Source organism: Fulvimarina manganoxydans (genome assembly GCF_900176465.1).
Lineage (GTDB): Bacteria > Pseudomonadota > Alphaproteobacteria > Rhizobiales > Rhizobiaceae > Fulvimarina > Fulvimarina manganoxydans.
Window position 1 is genome coordinate 111047 of record NZ_FWXR01000007.1, and the last position, 18403, is coordinate 129449.

Below are 18403 nucleotides of genomic sequence, written 5' to 3' on the forward strand. Positions count from 1 at the left end.
TATGCGGATTGATCGTCGTAGAACAAGACCCGTGGGCGCGACGCCTCCATCCTTTGACCTTGCCTCTGTCGAGCCGATAAACGGCCTTAGCTTGCCTATCTCCGGGCAGGGTGAATAATCGTTGCATGGGTCCCTTCAGGCTTCCGAAGGCCGCGCTTGGAGTGTCCCGTGCCAGCGCAGCGCTTCGCTCTCCTGCGAAGTCGCAAAGCGAAAAGGCTGGACGAGATTTCTTCTTTCGGGATCCGTTCTCTGACACACTGGATGGACGATGCAGGCTAGAGTGACGCAGCCGGGGCGGACCGCCGGACAATCGATCGGAGTGCGGCTGTCGACGGTGGCTGGCTTGTCCGTCATCGCAGCGGCCTGTTTCTTCGCTCCCCTGGCCGCGTCGGCTCAGGAACAGAGCCGTGGTTCGAGCCAGGAGAATGCTTCGCCGAGCATCGATCTTCCGCTGATCGGGGAGATCGACCTTCCATCCTGGCTCTCCTTTCTTGCGACCTCCGAGAGCAAGGGTGAAAAGGCGCAAGGCGGAGACGGGCAAGGCGCGAATGCGCAGGGCGGGAACGCTGGAAGCGGGCAGGGCGGCTCCGATCGCCCTCCAGCCGTCGTTGTGACGGCGGCAGAATTGCAGTCGGTCGGCGAGGAGTTCACCTTCATCGGTCGCATTCAGGCGATCGAAGAGGTGACGCTGCAGCCCCGCGTCAACGGCTTCATCGAACAAGTCTTTTTCCAGGGTGGCGAGCAGGTTTCGGTCGGCGAACAGTTGTTCAAGATCGAGGACGATCAGTATCAGGCCTCGCTTCAATCGGCACAGGCGCAGCTCGCCGGTGCGCAGGCCCAAAGGGCGGAAGCCGAGCGATCGCTCAAGCGTGCGCAGGAGCTCATCGATTCCGGCACGATTCCGCAGGCGCAGCTCGATCAGGCACAGGCGTCCTTCGAATCGGCTCGGGCGAGCGAGCTTCAGGCCGAAGCATCCGTGCGCCAGGCTCAGCTCAATCTAGACTACACCTCAATCGAAGCGCCGATCGATGGGGTGATCTCGGAGGCGATGATCACCAAGGGCAATTTCGTCTCGGCCGCGAGCGGGACTCTCGCCGAGATCGTCCAACTCGATCCGATCTGGGGGAGCTTTCCGATCGGCGAGAACCGGCTCGCCACTTGGCGCCGGGTGCGGCCGGACGAAGCGATGCCGGAAGGCGAGACGACCGCGGTCGGCGGACAGGATGGCACCGCCGACCCCAATCCCCAAGCTGTCGTCGACAATTATCGTCTCTCGCTGCGCCTACCGAATTCCGAAGAATATCAGCCGGAAGGCGCTTTCGCCTTTGTCGGCAATACGGTTGATTCAACGACCGGCACCATCGAGGTGCGGATCCGTTTTCCAAACCCGGATGGAATTCTCTTGCCGAACGAAAACGTGACGCTGGTCGCCGAGGAGCGCGACCCACCGCGCCTGCCGGTCATCCCTCAGGCCGCGGTCCAGCTGAACCGTGATGGACGTTCGGTCTTCGTGCTCGACCAATCAAACAACACCGTACGGCGCCAGCCGATCGAGACTGGCAAGACCCTTCGCGGCGATGTCGCGGTCGTTTCCGGCTTGCAGGATGGCGATCTCGTCGTCGTCCAAGGCGTTCAGAACATCCAGGATGGCGCCAAGGTCACGCCGAGCTTTCAGAATAGCTCGCAGACTTCGCAGGGCCCATCGGCCACGAACGGCGCCGCCGCGGATGCGGAGGGATCGTCGCAAAGCCAAGGAAATGGCGGTCCAGCGAGCAGCGGTGATGCCGGAGGCGGCGCGGGCGATGGAAGGGGATCTGAGAGCCAAAGCTCTGGCGCGGAGAGCGGCCAGTGATCTCCGATCTCTTTATCGCACGACCGCGCCTTGCCTCCGTCATTTCCATCGTTCTGATCATCGGCGGTCTTCTGGCCATTTTCGTTCTGCCGATCAGCCAATATCCGAATGTCGCGCCGCCGACCGTCTCGGTGTCCGCCTCCTATCCCGGCTCTTCGGCCCAAGCGGTGGCTGATGCCGTCGCCGCGCCATTGGAAGAAGCGATCAACGGCGTCGAGAACATGATCTACATGTCCTCGACCTCGACCGATGCCGGCACCTATAACTTGTCCATCACCTTCGCGATTGGAACCGATCCCGACATCGCTCAGGTGAACGTCTCGAACCGAGTGCAGCTCGCGACCTCGCAGCTTCCCACCGATGTCGCGCGCCAGGGCGTTACGGTGCGCAGCCGGTCGCCAAATTTCCTGTTGGCGCTCGCTTTCTACACCACCAATCCCGACGCCTTAAGCCCGATCGAGCTCGGCGCTTATGTTTCGACCAATGTGACGACTGCTCTGTCTCGTGTCGAGGGTGTCGGCAATGCCTCACCACTCGGTCCGGCGGATTACGCTATGCGCATCTGGACCGATCCCGACCGGATGGCGGCCTTGAACATCTCGCCGGATGAGGTGGTGGCTGCGATCCAGGCGTCGAACACGGTCGCCTCGATTGGACAAATCGGCGGTGCGCCGGCGCCGGAAGGTCAGGCGACGGTCTATACGGTGACTTCAAAGGGCCGTTTCAGCGATGTCTCTGAATTTCAGAATGTCGTGGTGCGCGCCAGCCCGGATGGCGCCATCGTTCGCTTAAGCGACATCGCTCGTGTAGAACTCGGAGCGCAGAGCTATTCGGTCAATTCCTATTATGACGGCCAATATCCCTCGCAGCTCGTCCAGGTGAATCAATCGCCGGGCGCCAACGCGCTTCAGACCGTAACGGCGGTCCAGGCCGAACTCGACCGGCTCTCCCAATCCTTTCCGCCGGGCCTCGAATATGCCGTCATCTACGACTCAACCGAATATGTGAATGCGACGATCGAGGAGATCATCTTTTCTCTTTTCCTCGTCGCGGCCATCGTCGTGATCGTGGTCTATGTCTTTTTGCAGGATTGGCGCGCAACCCTGGTGCCAGCGATGGCGATTCCGGTCTCGCTCATCGGCACATTCATCTTTCTTCTTGCCTTCGGCTTCTCGATCAATGTGATCACGCTCCTCGCCTTGATCCTGGCGATCGGACTGGTGGTGGACGATGCGATCCTCGTCGTCGAAAATTGTCAGCGCGTGATGGTCGAGCGAAGCCTCGATGCCCCGGAGGCTTCCCGTCAGGCCATGCGCGAGGTCACGGGTCCGATCATCTCGACCACGCTTGTGCTCTTGGCGGTATTCCTGCCGACGACCTTTCTGCCGGGATTGTCGGGCCAGCTCTATCGTCAATTCGGCGTGACACTCTCGATCTCCCTGCTCTTGTCTTCGCTGGTCGCCCTGACCCTCACTCCGGCTCTGGCTGCCATATTTCTCAAGCCGCCGCGTCAAAGCTGGCTGCCCTTGCGCCTCTTCTCGAAAGGGCTGGAGAAAACCTCGTCAGGCTATTCCCGCGTGGTCGGCTTCCTCGTTCGCCGTGTGCTGGTCGCGCTGGTCATTCTAGCCGCCGGCGCGGTGATCGCTGCCTTCTCCTTCACGAGCCTGCCCCAGAGCCTCATTCCCGATGAAGACCAGGGTGCAATTCTCTTCGACGTCTCCTTGCCCAATGCCGCTTCTCTTCAGCGAACTGACGAGGTGATGGAGCAGATTGCCAAGATTATCGATACGACGGACGGGGTTGAGGCTTACACGACGGCCGCGGGCTTCAGCCTGCTTCAGTCCGCTCAGCGGCCCTCCGCCGGCGTCGGCATTATCGGTCTCAAGGTGTGGGGCGAGAGACGGGATCTGTTCACCATCCTCGGGGAGTTGACCGGCCGGTTCTCGCAAATTCCCGGGGCGACCGTGGCGGCTTTCCCGCCGCCGCCCATTCCCGGCCTCGGCTCCGTCGGCGGCTTCAGCTTCCAGATTCTCGCCCAGCAGAGCCAGGATCCTCAGGAGATGGCGCAAGTCGCCCGAGCCTTTGTCGCGGCGGCCAATGAACGACCCGAAATTTCGGGAGCACGCACCACCTTCTCGGCGGATGTGCCCCGTCTCTTTCTGGAGATCGATCGCGACCGAGCCGAAACACTCGGACTGACGACATCTTCGATCTATGACGCCATTGGTTCGACCCTCGGACAGGTCTTCGTCAATCAGTTCAACTATCAAGGCCGCGTCTATCAGGTTCGCCTTCAGGCCGAAGCTGCGCAGCGGGCCACCGAAGACGATATTCTCAACATCTACGCCCAGAACCGACAAGGGCAGATGGTGCCGATCCGAACCGTTGTGACCGTGCGTACCGAGTTCGGACCCTATGCGATACCGCGATTCAACCTTTATCTCGCGGCGGAATTGTCGGGGAATCCCGCCCAGGGCTATTCGTCTGGCGCGGCGTTGAGCGCGCTTCAAGAGGTTGCGTCCCAGACCCTGCCAGACGGCTATTCCTACCAGTTTTCCGGCACGTCCTATCAGGAGCAGCAAGCCGGAGACGTCACCTATATCGCCTTCGCCCTGGCCTTCGTCTTCGCCTATCTCTTCCTGGTTGGCCAATATGAAAGCTGGCTTCTGCCACTCGCCGTTATGTTCTCGCTGATGATTGCGGCGGCGGGTGCTGCCGGCACGCTCTATCTGTTCGGCTACACGTCGAACATCTATTCCCAGATCGGCATCGTCATGCTGATCGGCCTTGCCTCGAAAAACGCCATTCTCATCGTTGAATTCGCCCGCGATCGGCATGACGAAGGCGCTTCGATCACCGAGGCTGCGATCACCGGCTCCCGCCAGCGTCTTCGCGCGGTGCTGATGACGGCGATCGCGTTCATCCTCGGCATCGTACCTCTAGCTCTGGCGACAGGGGCGGGTGCGGCGGCTCGAAACGCGATCGGTATGACCTCGATCGGCGGAATGCTGGCGGCGACGCTGATCGGCATCTTCATCGTGCCGGCCCTTTACGCCTTGGTGCAGCGTCTGGCCGAGGGCAAGAAGGGCAAGCTCTGGGGCCAGGAGGATGACGGCGACGGTCCGGGCCGTGAGCGCGCCAAGACGGGGATGGGCTTCCCATGGGCGCGCGCCAGAAAAGAGTCGAATAAAACCAGCGGGGGCGAAGCCGACGATCGTGCTGCCGCCGATAAGGGGCCGGATCCCGAACCTGCACGATAGGTCTCTCTTTTCGCTATATGCTCTTGCATCCCGGATGACCGAAACTCATTCGGGATGGTTCTATTCGGGGATCGATCTCTCCGCGGCCGCTTGAAAGGGTGCAGGCGCTTCTTCCAAGGCGGCGTCAAACCATGGACGGCAGTAAGCACGAGTGTCACCCAGTCTACGAAGGGCCTGTGTTGGTCCTTGCCAGCGATGGGAACCGTTACTGGGATTAAAGGCAAATGCGTGGGAGCGTCGCGACGGCGCTAGAGCCAGCGGCGATCTCGTCACCACATATGACATCGGGCGATGATGGCTCATCGCCCGATGCAAACAGCACAGACATGGTGACGGCTATGCGCTACGCTTTTTTATCGGCCGGCGAGAGGCGGTCGATCAACTCGCCTCATTCGAGCGTCGACCGAACACCCAATCCTTCAAGCTCATCCGCTCGCCATAGCGCTCGAACATCAACGAATCCTTGTGCTCAGCAAATTGCGCGTAGTTGAGGACCGCGACGAAGGTGACCCCACCGATCGTATTGCCGAGAAGGACTGGCAGAACGAATTGTGGGAACAGCGGGAGGAAAGGAACATCCGTGCGGAAGGACAGATAGAACACTTCAACCGACGAGGTGACGACGTGGTAGAATCCGCAGACCGCGAGAAAATACATCAGGATATAGACGATGGCGATTTTCGAGATCGTATCGCGCGAGGCATGAATAAGCCAGACCATGGCAGCGACGATCCATCCGGCGATGACGGCTTTGGAGAAAAGCGTGTACCATCCCGTCTCGTAAGCGTGGCGGCCGATCTCGATTCCCTTCGCGACGCGTTCGGGATCAAGGACATCGAAATAGGCGACGAGAGCCGCAACGCCGAGCGCGCCGACGAGATTGGCGACGAGAACGACGCCCCAAAGCCGCAAGAGATTGACGATGCTTGCAAGCTTGGTGAGGACCAGGACGACGGGGGTGAGGGTGTTTTCGGTGAAGAGCTGATATCGGCCGAGAACGATGATGAGGAAGCCGACGGGGTAGAGCAGGTTCCCGAGAAGTCCTGGCTCGGCCTCGCCGGACGCTTCGGTGAAGATGACACGGGCTAGGAAGGTCAGTCCGATCGCGCCGCCGGCGCCGAGCCCACTCCAGAAGAGATAGCGGTTGGTGACGTGGAGCTCGTGATCGGCGGATGACAGGACCCGGGCGAAGACTTCCTCGAAGGAGAAATAATCGGCCAGCGTCTCACCCTTGTCCGGCGCATTTTCCAGTTCGTCATCCGGATCGCTTCGGCGCATCGCCTCTTCTTTTTCGCTCTGGCGATTTTCCTTGCGGACGATGTCATCTTCCGGTCTGTCCATAAGCACTCCGTCCCGCTGCGGCATCCAACGATGATCGCCGATGCCAAATGTTGATCTTTCGAAATTAGAGCTTGCACTGATGAAGTCGGCACGATGCCGAGAGTTTGATCATGTCGGGACAGAACGGGATTGCGGGTAGTCGTAGTGCAGAACCGCACCGATTGGAGGGCTTCCATGGCGGACGAAATGAACTGCAAGCCCCGTCACAACGTCAAACCGCCGGCCCGCTTCGCGTCTTCTTGTCGAGGTCGACTCTCGACGCCGGTTCGCCGTCGAATTTCGCTACCCCATGTCAGGAACGAGCCGATGACGGACCTGTGAAAGGTGCGGTTATACAATGCTTTAACCATCTCATGGCAGGCTCCGGCCCAAGGAGACCCCTATGCGGACCATTCAGAAACGACGGACACGGCTCGGACGATTGATCGTTCCGACGATCACCGCGATCATTCTGGCCTATTTCACCGTCCATGCGCAGACGGGGGGCTATGGCCTTTTGGCTAAGGAGCAGCTCGAGCGGCGGATCGCCGTGCGGACAGCGGCGCTCAACGAGTTGAAGGGCGAGCGTGAGCGCTTGGAGCGCCGGGTCGGAATGCTGCACGACGGAACGCTGGAGCGCGACATGATCGACGAACAGGCGCGCCGCGCTCTGAACGTCGTGACGGCAGACGAGATCGTGATCCTCAACTGATTGCTTTGATCATTCGTTTGGATTGCTTCCGCGCAAAATGCTCTAAGTATGGGGTCAAATGGCGATGAGGAGCGCCGTGCTGATTTCAGCGCGAACAATCGAGTTTTGCCAAGCTTCAACCGAAATTGCGTTAAAGATTGTGCAGTTGCGTTGTTGAACTGAAATCAGGTTAAAGTGCCTCGAGCGCTTGAAGGGCTTGGGTTCCTGCGCTACTCATCAGCTGACAAACAATCGAAACCTTCGTTCAGCTGGGAGGAACCATGGCGGGTCGGCAAAGCAGCGCCTCCGGCGGTTCGGCAAAATCCAAACGGTCGAAAACCGTCGATACCGAATCCGGCAAGGAGATCGTCCGCACCCTCGAAGAGTTCTCGGCGCCCAAGCCTGCGGATTTTTCGAATGACGATGAGCTTAGAGCCTATCGGGACATGCTCCTGATTCGCCGCTTTGAGGAGAAGGCCGGCCAGCTTTATGGCATGGGCTTCATCGGCGGCTTCTGCCATCTCTACATAGGCCAGGAAGCCGTTGTCGTCGGTATGCAGATGGCGATGAAGGACGGTGATCAGGTGATCACCGGTTACCGCGATCACGGCCACATGCTCGCCACGGGCATGGAGGCGCGGGGCGTCATGGCCGAGCTGACGGGTCGCCGTTCGGGCTACTCGAAAGGCAAGGGCGGCTCGATGCACATGTTCTCCAAGGAGAAGAAATTCTACGGAGGTCACGGCATCGTCGGCGCGCAGGTGCCGATCGGAACCGGTCTTGCCTTCGCCAATCGCTACAACGATCAGGACTCGGTCGCCATCACCTATTTCGGCGATGGCGCGGCCAATCAGGGTCAGGTCTATGAGAGCTTCAACATGGCCTCGTTGTGGAAGCTCCCGGTCATCTACGTGATCGAGAACAACCGATATGCGATGGGCACGTCTGTCGCCCGCGCGTCGGCGGAGACCGATTTCTCCCATCGCGGATTGTCCTTCAAGATCCCGGGCATTCAGATCGACGGTATGGATGTGCGCGCCGTGAAGGCGGCCGGCGACATGGCGGCAGAGCATTGCCGCTCGGGCGAGGGGCCGATCATTCTCGAAATGATGACCTATCGCTATCGCGGCCACTCCATGTCCGACCCCGCGAAATACCGGACCCGCGACGAAGTGCAGAAGATGCGCTCGGAATCCGATCCGATCGAGCAGGTCAAGAAGCGGCTCCTCGAAAATCATGGGATGTCCGAAGACGAGGTCAAGGAGATCGACAAGGAGGTCCGCGAGATCGTCGCCGACTCCGCCGATTTCGCTCAGAACGATCCCGAGCCGGATCCCTCCGAGCTCTGGACGGACATTTATGCGGACGAGATTCCGCAGGTCGCAGAATAATTAAGGGGAGGGGCGGACATGCCAACCGAAATCCTGATGCCCGCTCTTTCTCCGACGATGGAGGAAGGCACGCTCGCCAAATGGGTCAAGAATGTCGGTGACGAGGTCGCGCCCGGCGACGTCATCGCCGAGATTGAGACCGACAAGGCGACCATGGAAGTCGAGGCCGTCGACGAGGGCCGGATCGGCAAGATCCTCGTCGAGGCCGGCACCGAAGGCGTGAAGGTGAATGCGCCGATCGCCATTCTTCTCGCAGAAGGCGAGAGTGAAAGCGATATCGGCAAGAGCGGCGGCTCTGCCGGCGGCGAGCCGAAGGTCGCGACCAAGACCGACGACGAGCCGGTTGCCCATAGCGGAGACCAGGCCCGCAGCGCCGCGACGGTGACGCCGCTCGAAGAGCGCCGCGTCCCGGCCGAAGGCAAGACCCATCCTGACCCGGAAGATCCCGTCGGCGATTTCGCTCAGGAGATCCCGGAAGGCACTGAGATGGTCTCCACCACGGTTCGCGAAGCGCTTCGTGATGCCATGGCCGAAGAGATGCGCCGCGACCAGGCGGTCTTCGTCATGGGTGAAGAGGTCGCCGAATATCAGGGCGCCTATAAGATCACCCAAGGTCTGCTCGACGAATTCGGTGCCCGCCGCGTCGTCGATACGCCGATCACCGAACATGGCTTTGCCGGTCTCGGAGTCGGTGCTGCTTTCGGCGGTCTGCGCCCGATCGTCGAATTCATGACCTTCAACTTCGCCATGCAGGCGATCGATCAGATCATCAATTCGGCGGCGAAGACGCTTTATATGGCCGGCGGTCAGATGGGCTGCCCGATCGTCTTCCGCGGTCCGAACGGCGCGGCGGCGCGCGTGGCGGCTCAGCACAGCCAGGATTACGCTGCCTGGTACAGCCATATTCCGGGTCTGAAGGTCGTTCAGCCCTATTCAGCTGCCGACGCGAAGGGCCTCTTGAAATCGGCCATTCGCGATCCGAATCCTGTCATCTTCCTGGAAAACGAGATCCTCTACGGCCAGTCCTTCGACGTGCCGAAGCTCGATGACTGGACGGTGCCGATCGGCAAGGCCCGCGTCCATCGCAAGGGGAGCGACGTGACGATCGTCTCCTTCGGCATCGGCATGACCTATGCAGTGAAGGCCGCCGAGGAGCTTGCCGGTCAGGGAATCGATGCGGAGGTCATCGATCTTCGCACCATCCGCCCGATGGACATGCAGACGGTGCTTCGCTCGGTGAAGAAGACCAATCGCTGCGTGACCGTCGAGGAGGGCTTTCCGCAATCCTCCGTCGGCGCCCATATCGCCTCGGAAATTATGGTCCATGCCTTCGACTATCTCGATGCGCCGGTCCTGAAGGTCGCGGGCAAGGATGTGCCGATGCCCTATGCGGCCAATCTCGAAAAGCTGGCGCTGCCTTCGGTCAAAGATGTGATCGATGCGGTCAAGGCCGTCTGCTATCGCGACTGAGGTGAGGCGATGCTCGCTCCCGTCACTGCCGGGTCCGAACGGGTCGATGCCGAAACGGGTCGGCTGCTGATCGAAAAGACGATCGCAGCCTCCCGCCAGCATGTCTGGCGGTGTCTCACCGAGCCCGACTGCTTCAAGGTATGGTGGCGAGAGACCGTCGATTTCGAGCCGAAGCTCGGGGGACGTTTCACCGAGCCTTGGAAGACCCCTGACGGAACGATGCGAACCACCCGCGCGCAAGTCACCGCCTATCATCCGCCCGAGGGCTTCGTCATGGTCTGGGCCGACGAGGACTGGACCTTCGATACGGTGGTGTCCGTGACGCTTGAAGAGGTCGAGGGCGGGACCCGCATCTCGATCGAGCATCAGGGCTGGGAGAAGGCGCCGGAGGCGGATCGGGCAGATCTTCTCGGCGAACATGAGATCGGCTGGACGCTTCATCTGGCCAATCTCGCAAGCCATGCCGAACAACATGGCGGCGGCGGCGACGAACCGAATGAGGGGCATTGAACGGTCATGGGAAAAATGGGCTTCGAGAGCGAGGGGCATAGCGGCACGCGCCGCGCGACCTATGCCGATCTCGAAGCCGTGCCGGACCATCTCGTCGCCGAGATCATCGGCGGCGAATTGGTGACCCATCCGCGTCCGGCGCCGAAACACGCCAAGGCAGCAACATCGCTCGGCATTGAACTTGGCGACGCTTTCGAGCGCGGCCGTTCGGGGCCCGGCGGTTGGGTGTTTTTCGACGAGCCTGAATTACATCTGTGCCAGGAAGTTATCGTCCCCGATCTCGCCGGATGGCGGATCGATCGCCTGCGGGTCCTTCCCGACAAAGCTTATTTCGAGACCGCGCCCGACTGGGTCTGTGAGGTTCTGTCTCCTTCGACGGAACGCCTGGATCGGGGGCGAAAGCGGCGGACCTATGCGCAGGCCGGCGTGTCGCATTACTGGTTGCTGGATCCGCGTTTGGAGATCTTGGAGACCTTCGTTCTCACGAATGGCGAGTGGTTGGTGGGTCGAACCTATGAGGAGGGCGACGAGGTTGCCGCGCCGCCCTTCGACGCCATCGCCTTTCCTCTTTCCATTCTCTGGCCGCTGAAGACGGCGGCTGAAACTGCAAAAGACGACAACTAAGAACCGTCCGGAGACGCCCATGCCGATCAACGTCACCATGCCCGCTCTGTCTCCGACCATGGAGGAGGGCAACCTCGCCAAATGGCTGAAGAAGGAAGGCGACGAGATCGCGGCGGGCGATGTCATCGCCGAGATCGAGACCGACAAGGCGACGATGGAAGTCGAGGCGGTCGACGAGGGCGTTCTTGCCAAGATCGTCGTTCCGGCTGGCACCGAGGGCGTGAAGGTCAATGCCGTGATCGCGATCCTGGCGGCCGAGGGCGAGGACGTGTCCGAGGCCGCCAAAGGCGGTGGCGATAGCGATCCGGCACCGTCTGGCGATGCCAAGGGCGGCGCGATGAATGCCGATACGAAAGCCGATGCGCCGGCCAAGGGCAGCGAAGCCGATGCCAAGGACCCGGAGATGCGCGGCGACAGCCGTCCCGCGGGCGGTGGGTCGGACGCCAAGGCATCGGGCGGCGGCGATCGTGTTTTTGCCTCGCCGCTTGCACGCCGTCTCGCCAAGGATGCAGGCCTCGACTTGTCCGCAGTGTCGGGGACCGGGCCGCATGGCCGCGTCGTGAAGGCCGATATCGAAAAGGCCAAGAGCGAAGGCACCGGCAAGGCGGCCGCCGCCAAGAGCGAGCAGCCGAAAGAGGCGCCGAAGGCAGCAGCCCCCGCGCCGATGGCCAAGGGCGCCAGCGAGGAGGCGATCCTCAAGCTCTTCGAGGAAGGCTCCTACGAAAAGATTCCTCATGATGGAATGCGCAAGACGATCGCCAAGCGGTTGGTCGAATCCAAGCAGACCGTCCCGCATTTCTATCTCTCGGTGGATTGCGAGCTCGACGCGCTTCTTGCCCTCCGTCAGCAACTGAATGGCGCCGCGCCATCGGTCAAGACCGACCAGGGCGACAAGCCGGCCTACAAGTTGTCCGTCAACGATATGGTCATCAAGGCCATGGCGCTGGCTTTGAAGGCCGTGCCGATGGCGAATGTCTCCTGGACCGAGACGGCGACGATCAAACACAAGCACGCCGATGTGGGCGTCGCGGTTGCGATCGAAGGCGGTTTGATTACGCCGATCATCCGTAAGGCCGAGGAGAAGACGCTGTCGACCATCTCCAACGAGATGAAGGACCTTGCCAAGCGAGCCCGTGCCCGCAAGCTCCAGCCGCAGGAATATCAGGGCGGTACGACGGCGGTGTCCAATCTCGGTATGTTCGGGATCAAGGACTTCTCCGCCGTGATCAACCCGCCCCATTCGACGATCCTGGCGGTCGGCGGCGGCGAGCAGCGCGCGGTCGTGAATAATGGTGAGATCAAGGTCGCGACGGTGATGACCGTCACTCTGTCGACCGATCACCGCACGGTGGATGGCGCGCTGGGCGCCGAGCTGATCTCGGCCTTCAAGCAGTTCATCGAAAACCCGATGTCCATGCTGGTCTAAGGGGCGACGATCGATGAAGACGATCCTCGCCTTCGGCGACTCGCTCACCTGGGGCTACAATCCGGAAACGGCCTTGCGCCACGAGTTCTTCGACCGTTGGCCGAACGTCGTCGGCCGCGCTCTTGGCCATAAGGTGCGCGTCATCTCAGAAGGGCTGAACGGGCGGACCACGGCGTTTGACGAGGATTTCGTCGCGGCCGATCGCAATGGCGCGCGAGTGTTGCCCACGCTTCTCGCCAGCCATCAGCCGCTCGACCTCGTCGTCATCATGCTGGGGACCAACGATCTGAAGAGAAGCACCGGCGGCGGGCGGGTCTTCGAGAGCCGGCAGGGTCTCGAAAGGCTGGTCGAGATCGTCCAGTGCTTTCCCTATCAGCGGGGCTATGAGGCGCCTAAGCTTCTGCTCGTCGCGCCGCCGCCCTTCTGCGAGACGATGGAGCCGGACTTTGCGCTGCTCTTCGGCCATGCGGTCGAGGAATCGATCCATTTCCGCTCGGCGGTCACCAAGGTTGCCGAGGAATATGGATGCGCGATGTTCGACGCCGGCGAGGTGTGCGAGACCTCGCCGCTCGACGGGGTTCATCTCGATGCCGAGAACACGAGGCGCCTTGGCGAGGCCTTGGTCGGCCCCGTCCGTGAATTGCTCGATCTCGGCGACTGACCGCGACGGCCAACGATAATTTGAGACGTTCAACGCGTCGACACAACGAACAGATCGGGGAGACGACCCATTGGCTGACACCTACGATATCTTGATCATCGGCGGCGGGCCGGGGGGCTATGTGGCGGCGATCCGCGCCGCCCAGCTCGGCTTCAAGACCGCCGTCGTCGAGCGCGAGCATCTCGGCGGCATCTGCCTGAACTGGGGCTGCATTCCGACCAAGGCCCTGCTGCGCTCGGCGGAAATCTTCCACTATGCCGAACATGGTGCCAATTACGGTCTGAAGATCGAGAAGCCGAGCTTCGACATGGAGGCCGTGGTCAAGCGCTCGCGGGGCGTCTCTGCGCAGCTGAATGGCGGCGTCGCCTATCTGATGAAGAAGAACAAGATCGATGTCATCTGGGGCCAGGCGAAGATCGCCAAGGCGGCCAAGGGCGCGCCGGTCGAAGTCTCCGTCGGCAAGAGTGCCAAACCGGCCGTGGAGCCGCAGAACCCGGTCCCGAAAGGCGTCTTGGGCGAGGGGACCTACAAGGCCAAGCACGTCATCGTCGCGACGGGCGCGCGCCCGCGCGTCCTGCCCGGTATCGAGCCCGATGGCGATCGGATCTGGACCTATTTCGAGGCGATGAAGCCGAAGGCGATGCCGAAGAGCTTGATCGTCATGGGATCGGGCGCGATCGGCATCGAATTCGCCTCCTTCTATCGCACGATGGGCGCCGACGTGACGGTTATCGAGCTTCTGCCGCAGATTCTGCCCGTCGAGGATGCCGAGGTCGCTAAGCTTGCCCGCAAGCAGTTCGAGAAGCAGGGCATGAAGATCATGACCGACGCCAAGGTGGCGAAGGTCGAGAAGGGTTCGGATGGCGTCACGGTCACGGTGGAGACGAAGGGCGGTAAGAGCGAGACCTTGAAGGCCGAGCGCCTGATCTCGGCCGTTGGCGTTCAGGGCAATATCGAGGGGCTCGGCCTGGAAGAAGCGGGCGTCACCATCGAACGCGGCGTTGTCAAGACCGATGGCCTCGGTCGCACCAACGTTTCCGGTATCTACGCCATCGGTGACGTCGCCGGTCCCCCGATGCTCGCCCACAAGGCCGAGCATGAGGGCACGATCTGTGTGGAAGCGATCAAAGGCCTCGACGCCCATCCCATGAAGTCCACTCAGATCCCGGGCTGCACCTATTGTCAGCCGCAGATTGCCAGTGTCGGCCTGACTGAGGCGAAGGCGAAGGAGGCTGGCCGCGAGGTGAAGGTCGGCCGTTTCAGCTTCACCGGCAACGGCAAGGCGATCGCGCTCGGCGAGCCGGACGGCATGGTCAAGACTGTGTTTGATGCCAAGACCGGCGAGCTTCTGGGCGCCCATATGGTGGGCGCGGAAGTCACCGAACTCATTCAGGGCTTCGTCGTCGCCATGGGGTTGGAGACGACCGAGGAAGAGCTTTTCCACACGGTCTTCCCGCATCCAACCTTGTCGGAAATGATGCATGAATCCGCGCTCGACGCCTTTGGTCGTGTCATTCACATGTAAGGGGCGAGGCGAGGGGCCCACTGACCGCTCGCCGTCGAAACTTGCGCAAGAAAATCGGGGGCGAATCGCGACAATTCGTCTTGTCTCGTCGCGAGAGCCCCTATCTTCCTTGAGCGAAATCGGACTCTCAAGGAGATTTGGTAATGGGTTGGCTTGCAGCAATCATCGTCGGCGGCATCGCAGGATGGCTTGCCGAAAAGGTCATGGGCAGCGACATGGGCGTGTTCATGAACATCATACTCGGTATTGTCGGTGCGATCGTTCTGAGCTTTCTCCTGCAGCTGACCGGGCTTGGTGTCGGCGCCGGCGCGTCGTTCTCCTTCGCCTATCTGATCACGGGTTTTGTCGGCGCCTGCCTGTTGATCTTCATCTTCCGTCTCATCCGCGGCCGCGCCTGACGCAACGATTGCATCGGTGTGCCGCTCGACTTAAGTAACGTCCATGGTCACCGTGCTCGATAATCGCGACGAAGCCGCCAAGCCGCGGCTTCGTCATCCGGAAAAAGCGCATAGGCCGGATACGGCCGCCAGCCCGCCCAAGCCGGACTGGATAAGAGTGCGCGCGCCTGTTGGGCGTGGCTTCGAAGAGACCCGCAAGATCGCCCGCTCCAATAAGCTTGTGACGGTCTGCGAGGAAGCTGGCTGCCCGAATATCGGGGAATGCTGGGACAAGAAGCACGCGACCTTCATGATCATGGGCGGCATCTGCACGCGCGCCTGCTCTTTCTGCAATGTGGCGACCGGCATGCCCCATGCTCTCGACGAGAGCGAGCCGGAAAGCGTCGGCCGTGCTGTCGCCAAGATGGGCTTGAACCACGTCGTCATCACCTCGGTTGATCGGGACGATCTGGCCGATGGTGGCGCCGAGCATTTCGTGCGCACGATCCGCGCGATCCGGGCTGCGGCTCCTGGCACGACCATTGAAATCCTGACGCCGGACTTTCTGCGCAAGCCAGGCGCGCTGGAGCGCGTGGTCGAGGCGCGGCCCGACGTCTTCAACCACAATCTGGAGACCGTCCCGTCAAAATATCTGACGGTTCGTCCAGGTGCTCGCTACTTCCATTCAATCCGGCTTCTTCAACAGGTGAAAGAGCTTGATCCGACGATCTTCACCAAATCCGGCATCATGGTCGGCCTGGGCGAGGAGCGGAACGAAGTTCTGCAGCTGATGGATGACCTGCGTTCGGCCGATGTCGACTTCCTGACCATCGGCCAGTATCTTCAGCCGACCCGCAAGCATCATCCGGTCATCCGCTATGTGACGCCGGACGAGTTCAAGTCCTTCGAAACGGTGGCGATGGCCAAGGGCTTCCTTGTCGTGTCCGCCAGCCCCCTCACACGCTCGTCCCATCATGCGGGCGAGGACTTCGAGCGGTTGAAGGCTGCGCGTCTCGCACGCCTTCGGGCGGCTTGAGAGCGTTCTGACAAGCGATGCCGAAATACGAAACGACCCGCCGTGTCCGCCATACGCCCGAGGAAATGTTCGAGCTCGTGGCGGATGTGGAGAAATATCCGGAGTTTCTGCCTCTCTGCCAGAGCCTCGTCGTGCGCTCAGAGCGCGAGCGGGACGGCAAGCGGCTTTTGATCGCCGACATGACGGTGGCCTACAAGATGGTCCGCGAGACATTCACGAGCCAGGTGCTCCTGAAGCCTGAAGACCATCAGATCGATGTGAAATATGTCGACGGTCCCTTCCGATATCTCGACAATCGCTGGACCTTCGAACCCGCTGGCGAAGCGCAGTGCGACGTGAAATTCTTCATCGACTACGAATTCAAGAGCCGCACTCTTGGTCTTCTAATGGGCTCGATGTTCGATTTCGCCTTTCGCCGGTTTGCCGAGGCTTTTGAGAAACGCGCCGACGAAATCTATGGGCCGAATCCGAGCTAGCTCGCCTCGAGCGCCATTTGCAGCGCTTGAATGACGCTGGCTTCGCGCACGGCCTGTCGACCGATGGCGCCGAAGCGACATTCCTTATGGATGATGCCCTTCGGACCGGCGCAAGCGAAATGGACGAGGCCGACCGGCTTTGCGTCCGACCCTCCGCCGGGTCCGGCAATCCCCGTGATCGCGACGCTGACGGCCGCGCGGGAATGGCTCAAGCCCCCTTCGGCCATCTGCCGCGCGACGGTTTCGGACACCGCGCCATGGGCGGCGAGGGCGGCGGGATCAACCCCGACGAGATCCATCTTGGCCTCGTTCGTATAGGTCACGAAGCCGCGGTCGAGAACAGCGGAGGAGCCGGCGATCTCCGTAACCGCGCCGGCGACCAGGCCGCCCGTGCAGGATTCGACGGTGGCCAGCATCAGGCCTTTGTCCGCAAAGTGACGCACGAGCCGCTCTGCCAGGCCGATAATCTCGTCGCTCCGTTCACTCATCGATCTTCCCCGAAGGCGACCGATGCCGTCGCGATCGCGGCGATCCCCTCCCGGCGCCCGACAAAGCCGATCGTCTCGTTGGTCGTCGCCTTGACGGAGACGCGGTCGCGCTCGAGGCCGAGAAGGCGCCCGATCTCGGCGCACATGGCCTCGCGATGGGGCGCGATCTTCGGCGCCTCGCAAATGAGCGAGACATCGGCATTCATGATGCGTCCGCCTTTGGCTTCCACGACAGCCTTGGCGTGGCTGAGGAAAATGTGCGAGGCCGCGCCCCGCCATTGGGGATCGCTGGGCGGAAAATGATCTCCGATATCGCCTGCCCCGCAGGTGGCGAGAAGAGCGTCGGTGAGGGCGTGGAAGCCGACATCGGCGTCGGAATGGCCTGAAAGCGACTGATCGTGCCGGATCCGTACGCCGCACAATGTAACGTGGTCGCCTTCGACGAGACGATGGACATCATAGCCATTGCCCGTCCGTACATCGATCGGCAATTGCGCCTCCTTGGATTGACTAATCTGACGGTCGGCGAGCGCGATGTCGCGCGCCGTCGTCAGTTTCACATTGCTCGGGTCGCCTTCGACGAGGCGAACGGGGAGGCCCGCCCATTCGGCGATCGACGCGTCGTCGGTGAAGGCTTCGCCGCCGGATCGAGCCGCCTTGAGATGAGCTTCGAGTATAGGACTGAACGGAAAGCCTTGCGGCGTTTGCGCGGCATAAAGCCCGGCGCGGTCGACTGTTCGCACAACGAGGCCGTCCTTCCCTGCCTTGAGCGTATCGGCGACGGCGACGACTGGCAGGGCGCCGGCACTGGGCTCTATGGCTGCGATCACCCGGTCGATCAGTGCTGCGTCCACGAAGGGGCGTACCGCGTCATGGATCAGCACGGCATCCGGCGCTCGTCGCTCCATGGCTTGCAGGCCGTTGGCGACCGAAGCCTGTCGGCTTGGGCCACCATCGACGAGATCGACCCTTTCACTCAGATCGGTGCCGGCAAGAAGATCGAAGATCCGCTCGCGATCCGCGGCATGGCCGACGAGGATCAGGTCGGAGATGCGAGGGTGAGCGGCAAAAAGGCGAAGTGTGCGCAAAAGCACGGCAACCCCGCCGATCCGTCGAAACTGTTTCGGCCCATCCGCATGCGGCCCCGCACGCTCGCCGCGACCACCGGCGACCACGAGCGCCGCAACCCTTTGGAACATCATTCACCACTCCCTTCGGATAGCTACCGAATGAATGCAGGTCAGCCATGCCGTCAAGCGGGTGGTGCTATGCTTGTCTTTTGTGCATGCCTGATTA

Annotated in this window: 16 protein-coding genes; 13 read left to right on the top strand and 3 right to left on the bottom strand. The window is 61.5% G+C overall.

Annotated features, from left to right (window positions below; translation table 11 throughout):
* Positions 1-343: 343 nt before the first annotated feature.
* Entirely contained in the window at positions 344-1852 is a 1509-nt protein-coding gene (locus B9A15_RS10050) for an efflux RND transporter periplasmic adaptor subunit (protein WP_170923237.1), read from the top strand.
* Positions 1849-5112 (top strand): efflux RND transporter permease subunit, encoded by a 3264-nt coding sequence (locus B9A15_RS10055; protein WP_084409923.1) that lies wholly within the window; start codon positions 1849-1851, stop codon positions 5110-5112. Before B9A15_RS10050 ends, B9A15_RS10055 begins: the two co-directional genes overlap by 4 nt.
* Positions 5113-5490: 378 nt before the next feature.
* On the opposite strand, the gene B9A15_RS10060 is transcribed toward B9A15_RS10055, so the two are convergent.
* Positions 5491-6453, bottom strand: a complete 963-nt coding sequence (locus tag B9A15_RS10060) for a formate/nitrite transporter family protein (protein ID WP_244556886.1) — start codon at positions 6451-6453, stop codon at positions 5491-5493.
* A gap of 382 nt (positions 6454-6835) precedes the next feature.
* On the opposite strand from B9A15_RS10060, the gene B9A15_RS10065 reads away from it, so the two are divergent.
* The 11 genes from B9A15_RS10065 to B9A15_RS10115 all read left to right on the top strand — a co-directional run bounded on the left by B9A15_RS10065 (position 6836) and on the right by B9A15_RS10115 (position 16619).
* Positions 6836-7144, top strand: coding sequence for an FtsB family cell division protein (locus B9A15_RS10065; RefSeq protein WP_084409924.1), 309 nt, complete (start codon positions 6836-6838; stop codon positions 7142-7144).
* A 260-nt stretch (positions 7145-7404) separates the two neighbouring features.
* Positions 7405-8514: a pyruvate dehydrogenase (acetyl-transferring) E1 component subunit alpha gene (gene pdhA, locus B9A15_RS10070; protein WP_170923238.1), complete on the top strand. Its 1110-nt coding sequence runs from the start codon at positions 7405-7407 to the stop codon at positions 8512-8514.
* Between the two features lie 18 nt (positions 8515-8532).
* On the top strand, positions 8533-9984 hold the full coding sequence (locus B9A15_RS10075) for a pyruvate dehydrogenase complex E1 component subunit beta (RefSeq protein ID WP_084409925.1): 1452 nt from the start codon (positions 8533-8535) through the stop codon (positions 9982-9984).
* Between the two features lie 9 nt (positions 9985-9993).
* On the top strand, positions 9994-10494 hold the full coding sequence (locus B9A15_RS10080; RefSeq protein WP_084409926.1) for an SRPBCC family protein: 501 nt from the start codon (positions 9994-9996) through the stop codon (positions 10492-10494).
* A gap of 6 nt (positions 10495-10500) precedes the next feature.
* Positions 10501-11118, top strand: a complete 618-nt coding sequence (locus tag B9A15_RS10085; RefSeq protein ID WP_244556887.1) for a Uma2 family endonuclease — start codon at positions 10501-10503, stop codon at positions 11116-11118.
* A 19-nt stretch (positions 11119-11137) separates the two neighbouring features.
* Positions 11138-12544 (top strand): pyruvate dehydrogenase complex dihydrolipoamide acetyltransferase, encoded by a 1407-nt coding sequence (locus tag B9A15_RS10090; RefSeq protein ID WP_084409928.1) that lies wholly within the window; start codon positions 11138-11140, stop codon positions 12542-12544.
* A 13-nt stretch (positions 12545-12557) separates the two neighbouring features.
* The gene (locus B9A15_RS10095; protein WP_084409929.1) at positions 12558-13205 is read left to right on the top strand and encodes an SGNH/GDSL hydrolase family protein; all 648 of its coding nucleotides are present in this window, start codon (positions 12558-12560) and stop codon (positions 13203-13205) included.
* 70 nt (positions 13206-13275) lie between these two features.
* Entirely contained in the window at positions 13276-14730 is a 1455-nt protein-coding gene (gene lpdA, locus B9A15_RS10100) for a dihydrolipoyl dehydrogenase (RefSeq protein WP_084409930.1), read from the top strand.
* Between the two features lie 143 nt (positions 14731-14873).
* Positions 14874-15128: a GlsB/YeaQ/YmgE family stress response membrane protein gene (locus B9A15_RS10105; protein ID WP_084409931.1), complete on the top strand. Its 255-nt coding sequence runs from the start codon at positions 14874-14876 to the stop codon at positions 15126-15128.
* Between the two features lie 43 nt (positions 15129-15171).
* Positions 15172-16143: a lipoyl synthase gene (gene lipA, locus B9A15_RS10110; protein ID WP_084409932.1), complete on the top strand. Its 972-nt coding sequence runs from the start codon at positions 15172-15174 to the stop codon at positions 16141-16143.
* Positions 16144-16160: 17 nt separating this feature from the next.
* A complete protein-coding gene (locus B9A15_RS10115) occupies positions 16161-16619 on the top strand; it encodes a type II toxin-antitoxin system RatA family toxin (RefSeq protein ID WP_084409933.1) in 459 nt (152 codons plus the stop codon).
* Here the strand turns inward: B9A15_RS10115 and B9A15_RS10120 are convergent.
* Together B9A15_RS10120 and B9A15_RS10125 are read right to left on the bottom strand one after the other, a co-directional pair.
* Positions 16616-17107, bottom strand: a complete 492-nt coding sequence (locus B9A15_RS10120; protein WP_084409934.1) for a CinA family protein — start codon at positions 17105-17107, stop codon at positions 16616-16618. The genes B9A15_RS10115 and B9A15_RS10120 overlap by 4 nt on opposite strands.
* On the bottom strand, positions 17104-18309 hold the full coding sequence (locus B9A15_RS10125; protein ID WP_244556888.1) for a bifunctional 2-C-methyl-D-erythritol 4-phosphate cytidylyltransferase/2-C-methyl-D-erythritol 2,4-cyclodiphosphate synthase: 1206 nt from the start codon (positions 18307-18309) through the stop codon (positions 17104-17106). Before B9A15_RS10125 ends, B9A15_RS10120 begins: the two co-directional genes overlap by 4 nt.
* Positions 18310-18403: the final 94 nt, after the last annotated feature.

Bases quoted from the DNA above. Each gene is read 5' to 3' on its own strand.
- B9A15_RS10090 (WP_084409928.1), top strand. From the start codon at position 11,138: ATGCCGATCAACGTCACCATGCCCGCTCTGTCTCCGACCATGGAGGAG.
- pdhA (WP_170923238.1), top strand. From the start codon at position 7,405: ATGGCGGGTCGGCAAAGCAGCGCCTCCGGCGGTTCGGCAAAATCCAAA.
- B9A15_RS10115 (WP_084409933.1), top strand. From the start codon at position 16,161: ATGCCGAAATACGAAACGACCCGCCGTGTCCGCCATACGCCCGAGGAA.
- B9A15_RS10120 (WP_084409934.1), bottom strand. From the start codon at position 17,107: ATGAGTGAACGGAGCGACGAGATTATCGGCCTGGCAGAGCGGCTCGTG.
- B9A15_RS10060 (WP_244556886.1), bottom strand. From the start codon at position 6,453: ATGGACAGACCGGAAGATGACATCGTCCGCAAGGAAAATCGCCAGAGC.
- B9A15_RS10075 (WP_084409925.1), top strand. From the start codon at position 8,533: ATGCCAACCGAAATCCTGATGCCCGCTCTTTCTCCGACGATGGAGGAA.
- B9A15_RS10105 (WP_084409931.1), top strand. From the start codon at position 14,874: ATGGGTTGGCTTGCAGCAATCATCGTCGGCGGCATCGCAGGATGGCTT.
- B9A15_RS10095 (WP_084409929.1), top strand. From the start codon at position 12,558: ATGAAGACGATCCTCGCCTTCGGCGACTCGCTCACCTGGGGCTACAAT.
- B9A15_RS10125 (WP_244556888.1), bottom strand. From the start codon at position 18,309: ATGATGTTCCAAAGGGTTGCGGCGCTCGTGGTCGCCGGTGGTCGCGGC.
- B9A15_RS10085 (WP_244556887.1), top strand. From the start codon at position 10,501: ATGGGAAAAATGGGCTTCGAGAGCGAGGGGCATAGCGGCACGCGCCGC.
- B9A15_RS10065 (WP_084409924.1), top strand. From the start codon at position 6,836: ATGCGGACCATTCAGAAACGACGGACACGGCTCGGACGATTGATCGTT.
- lipA (WP_084409932.1), top strand. From the start codon at position 15,172: ATGGTCACCGTGCTCGATAATCGCGACGAAGCCGCCAAGCCGCGGCTT.
- B9A15_RS10080 (WP_084409926.1), top strand. From the start codon at position 9,994: ATGCTCGCTCCCGTCACTGCCGGGTCCGAACGGGTCGATGCCGAAACG.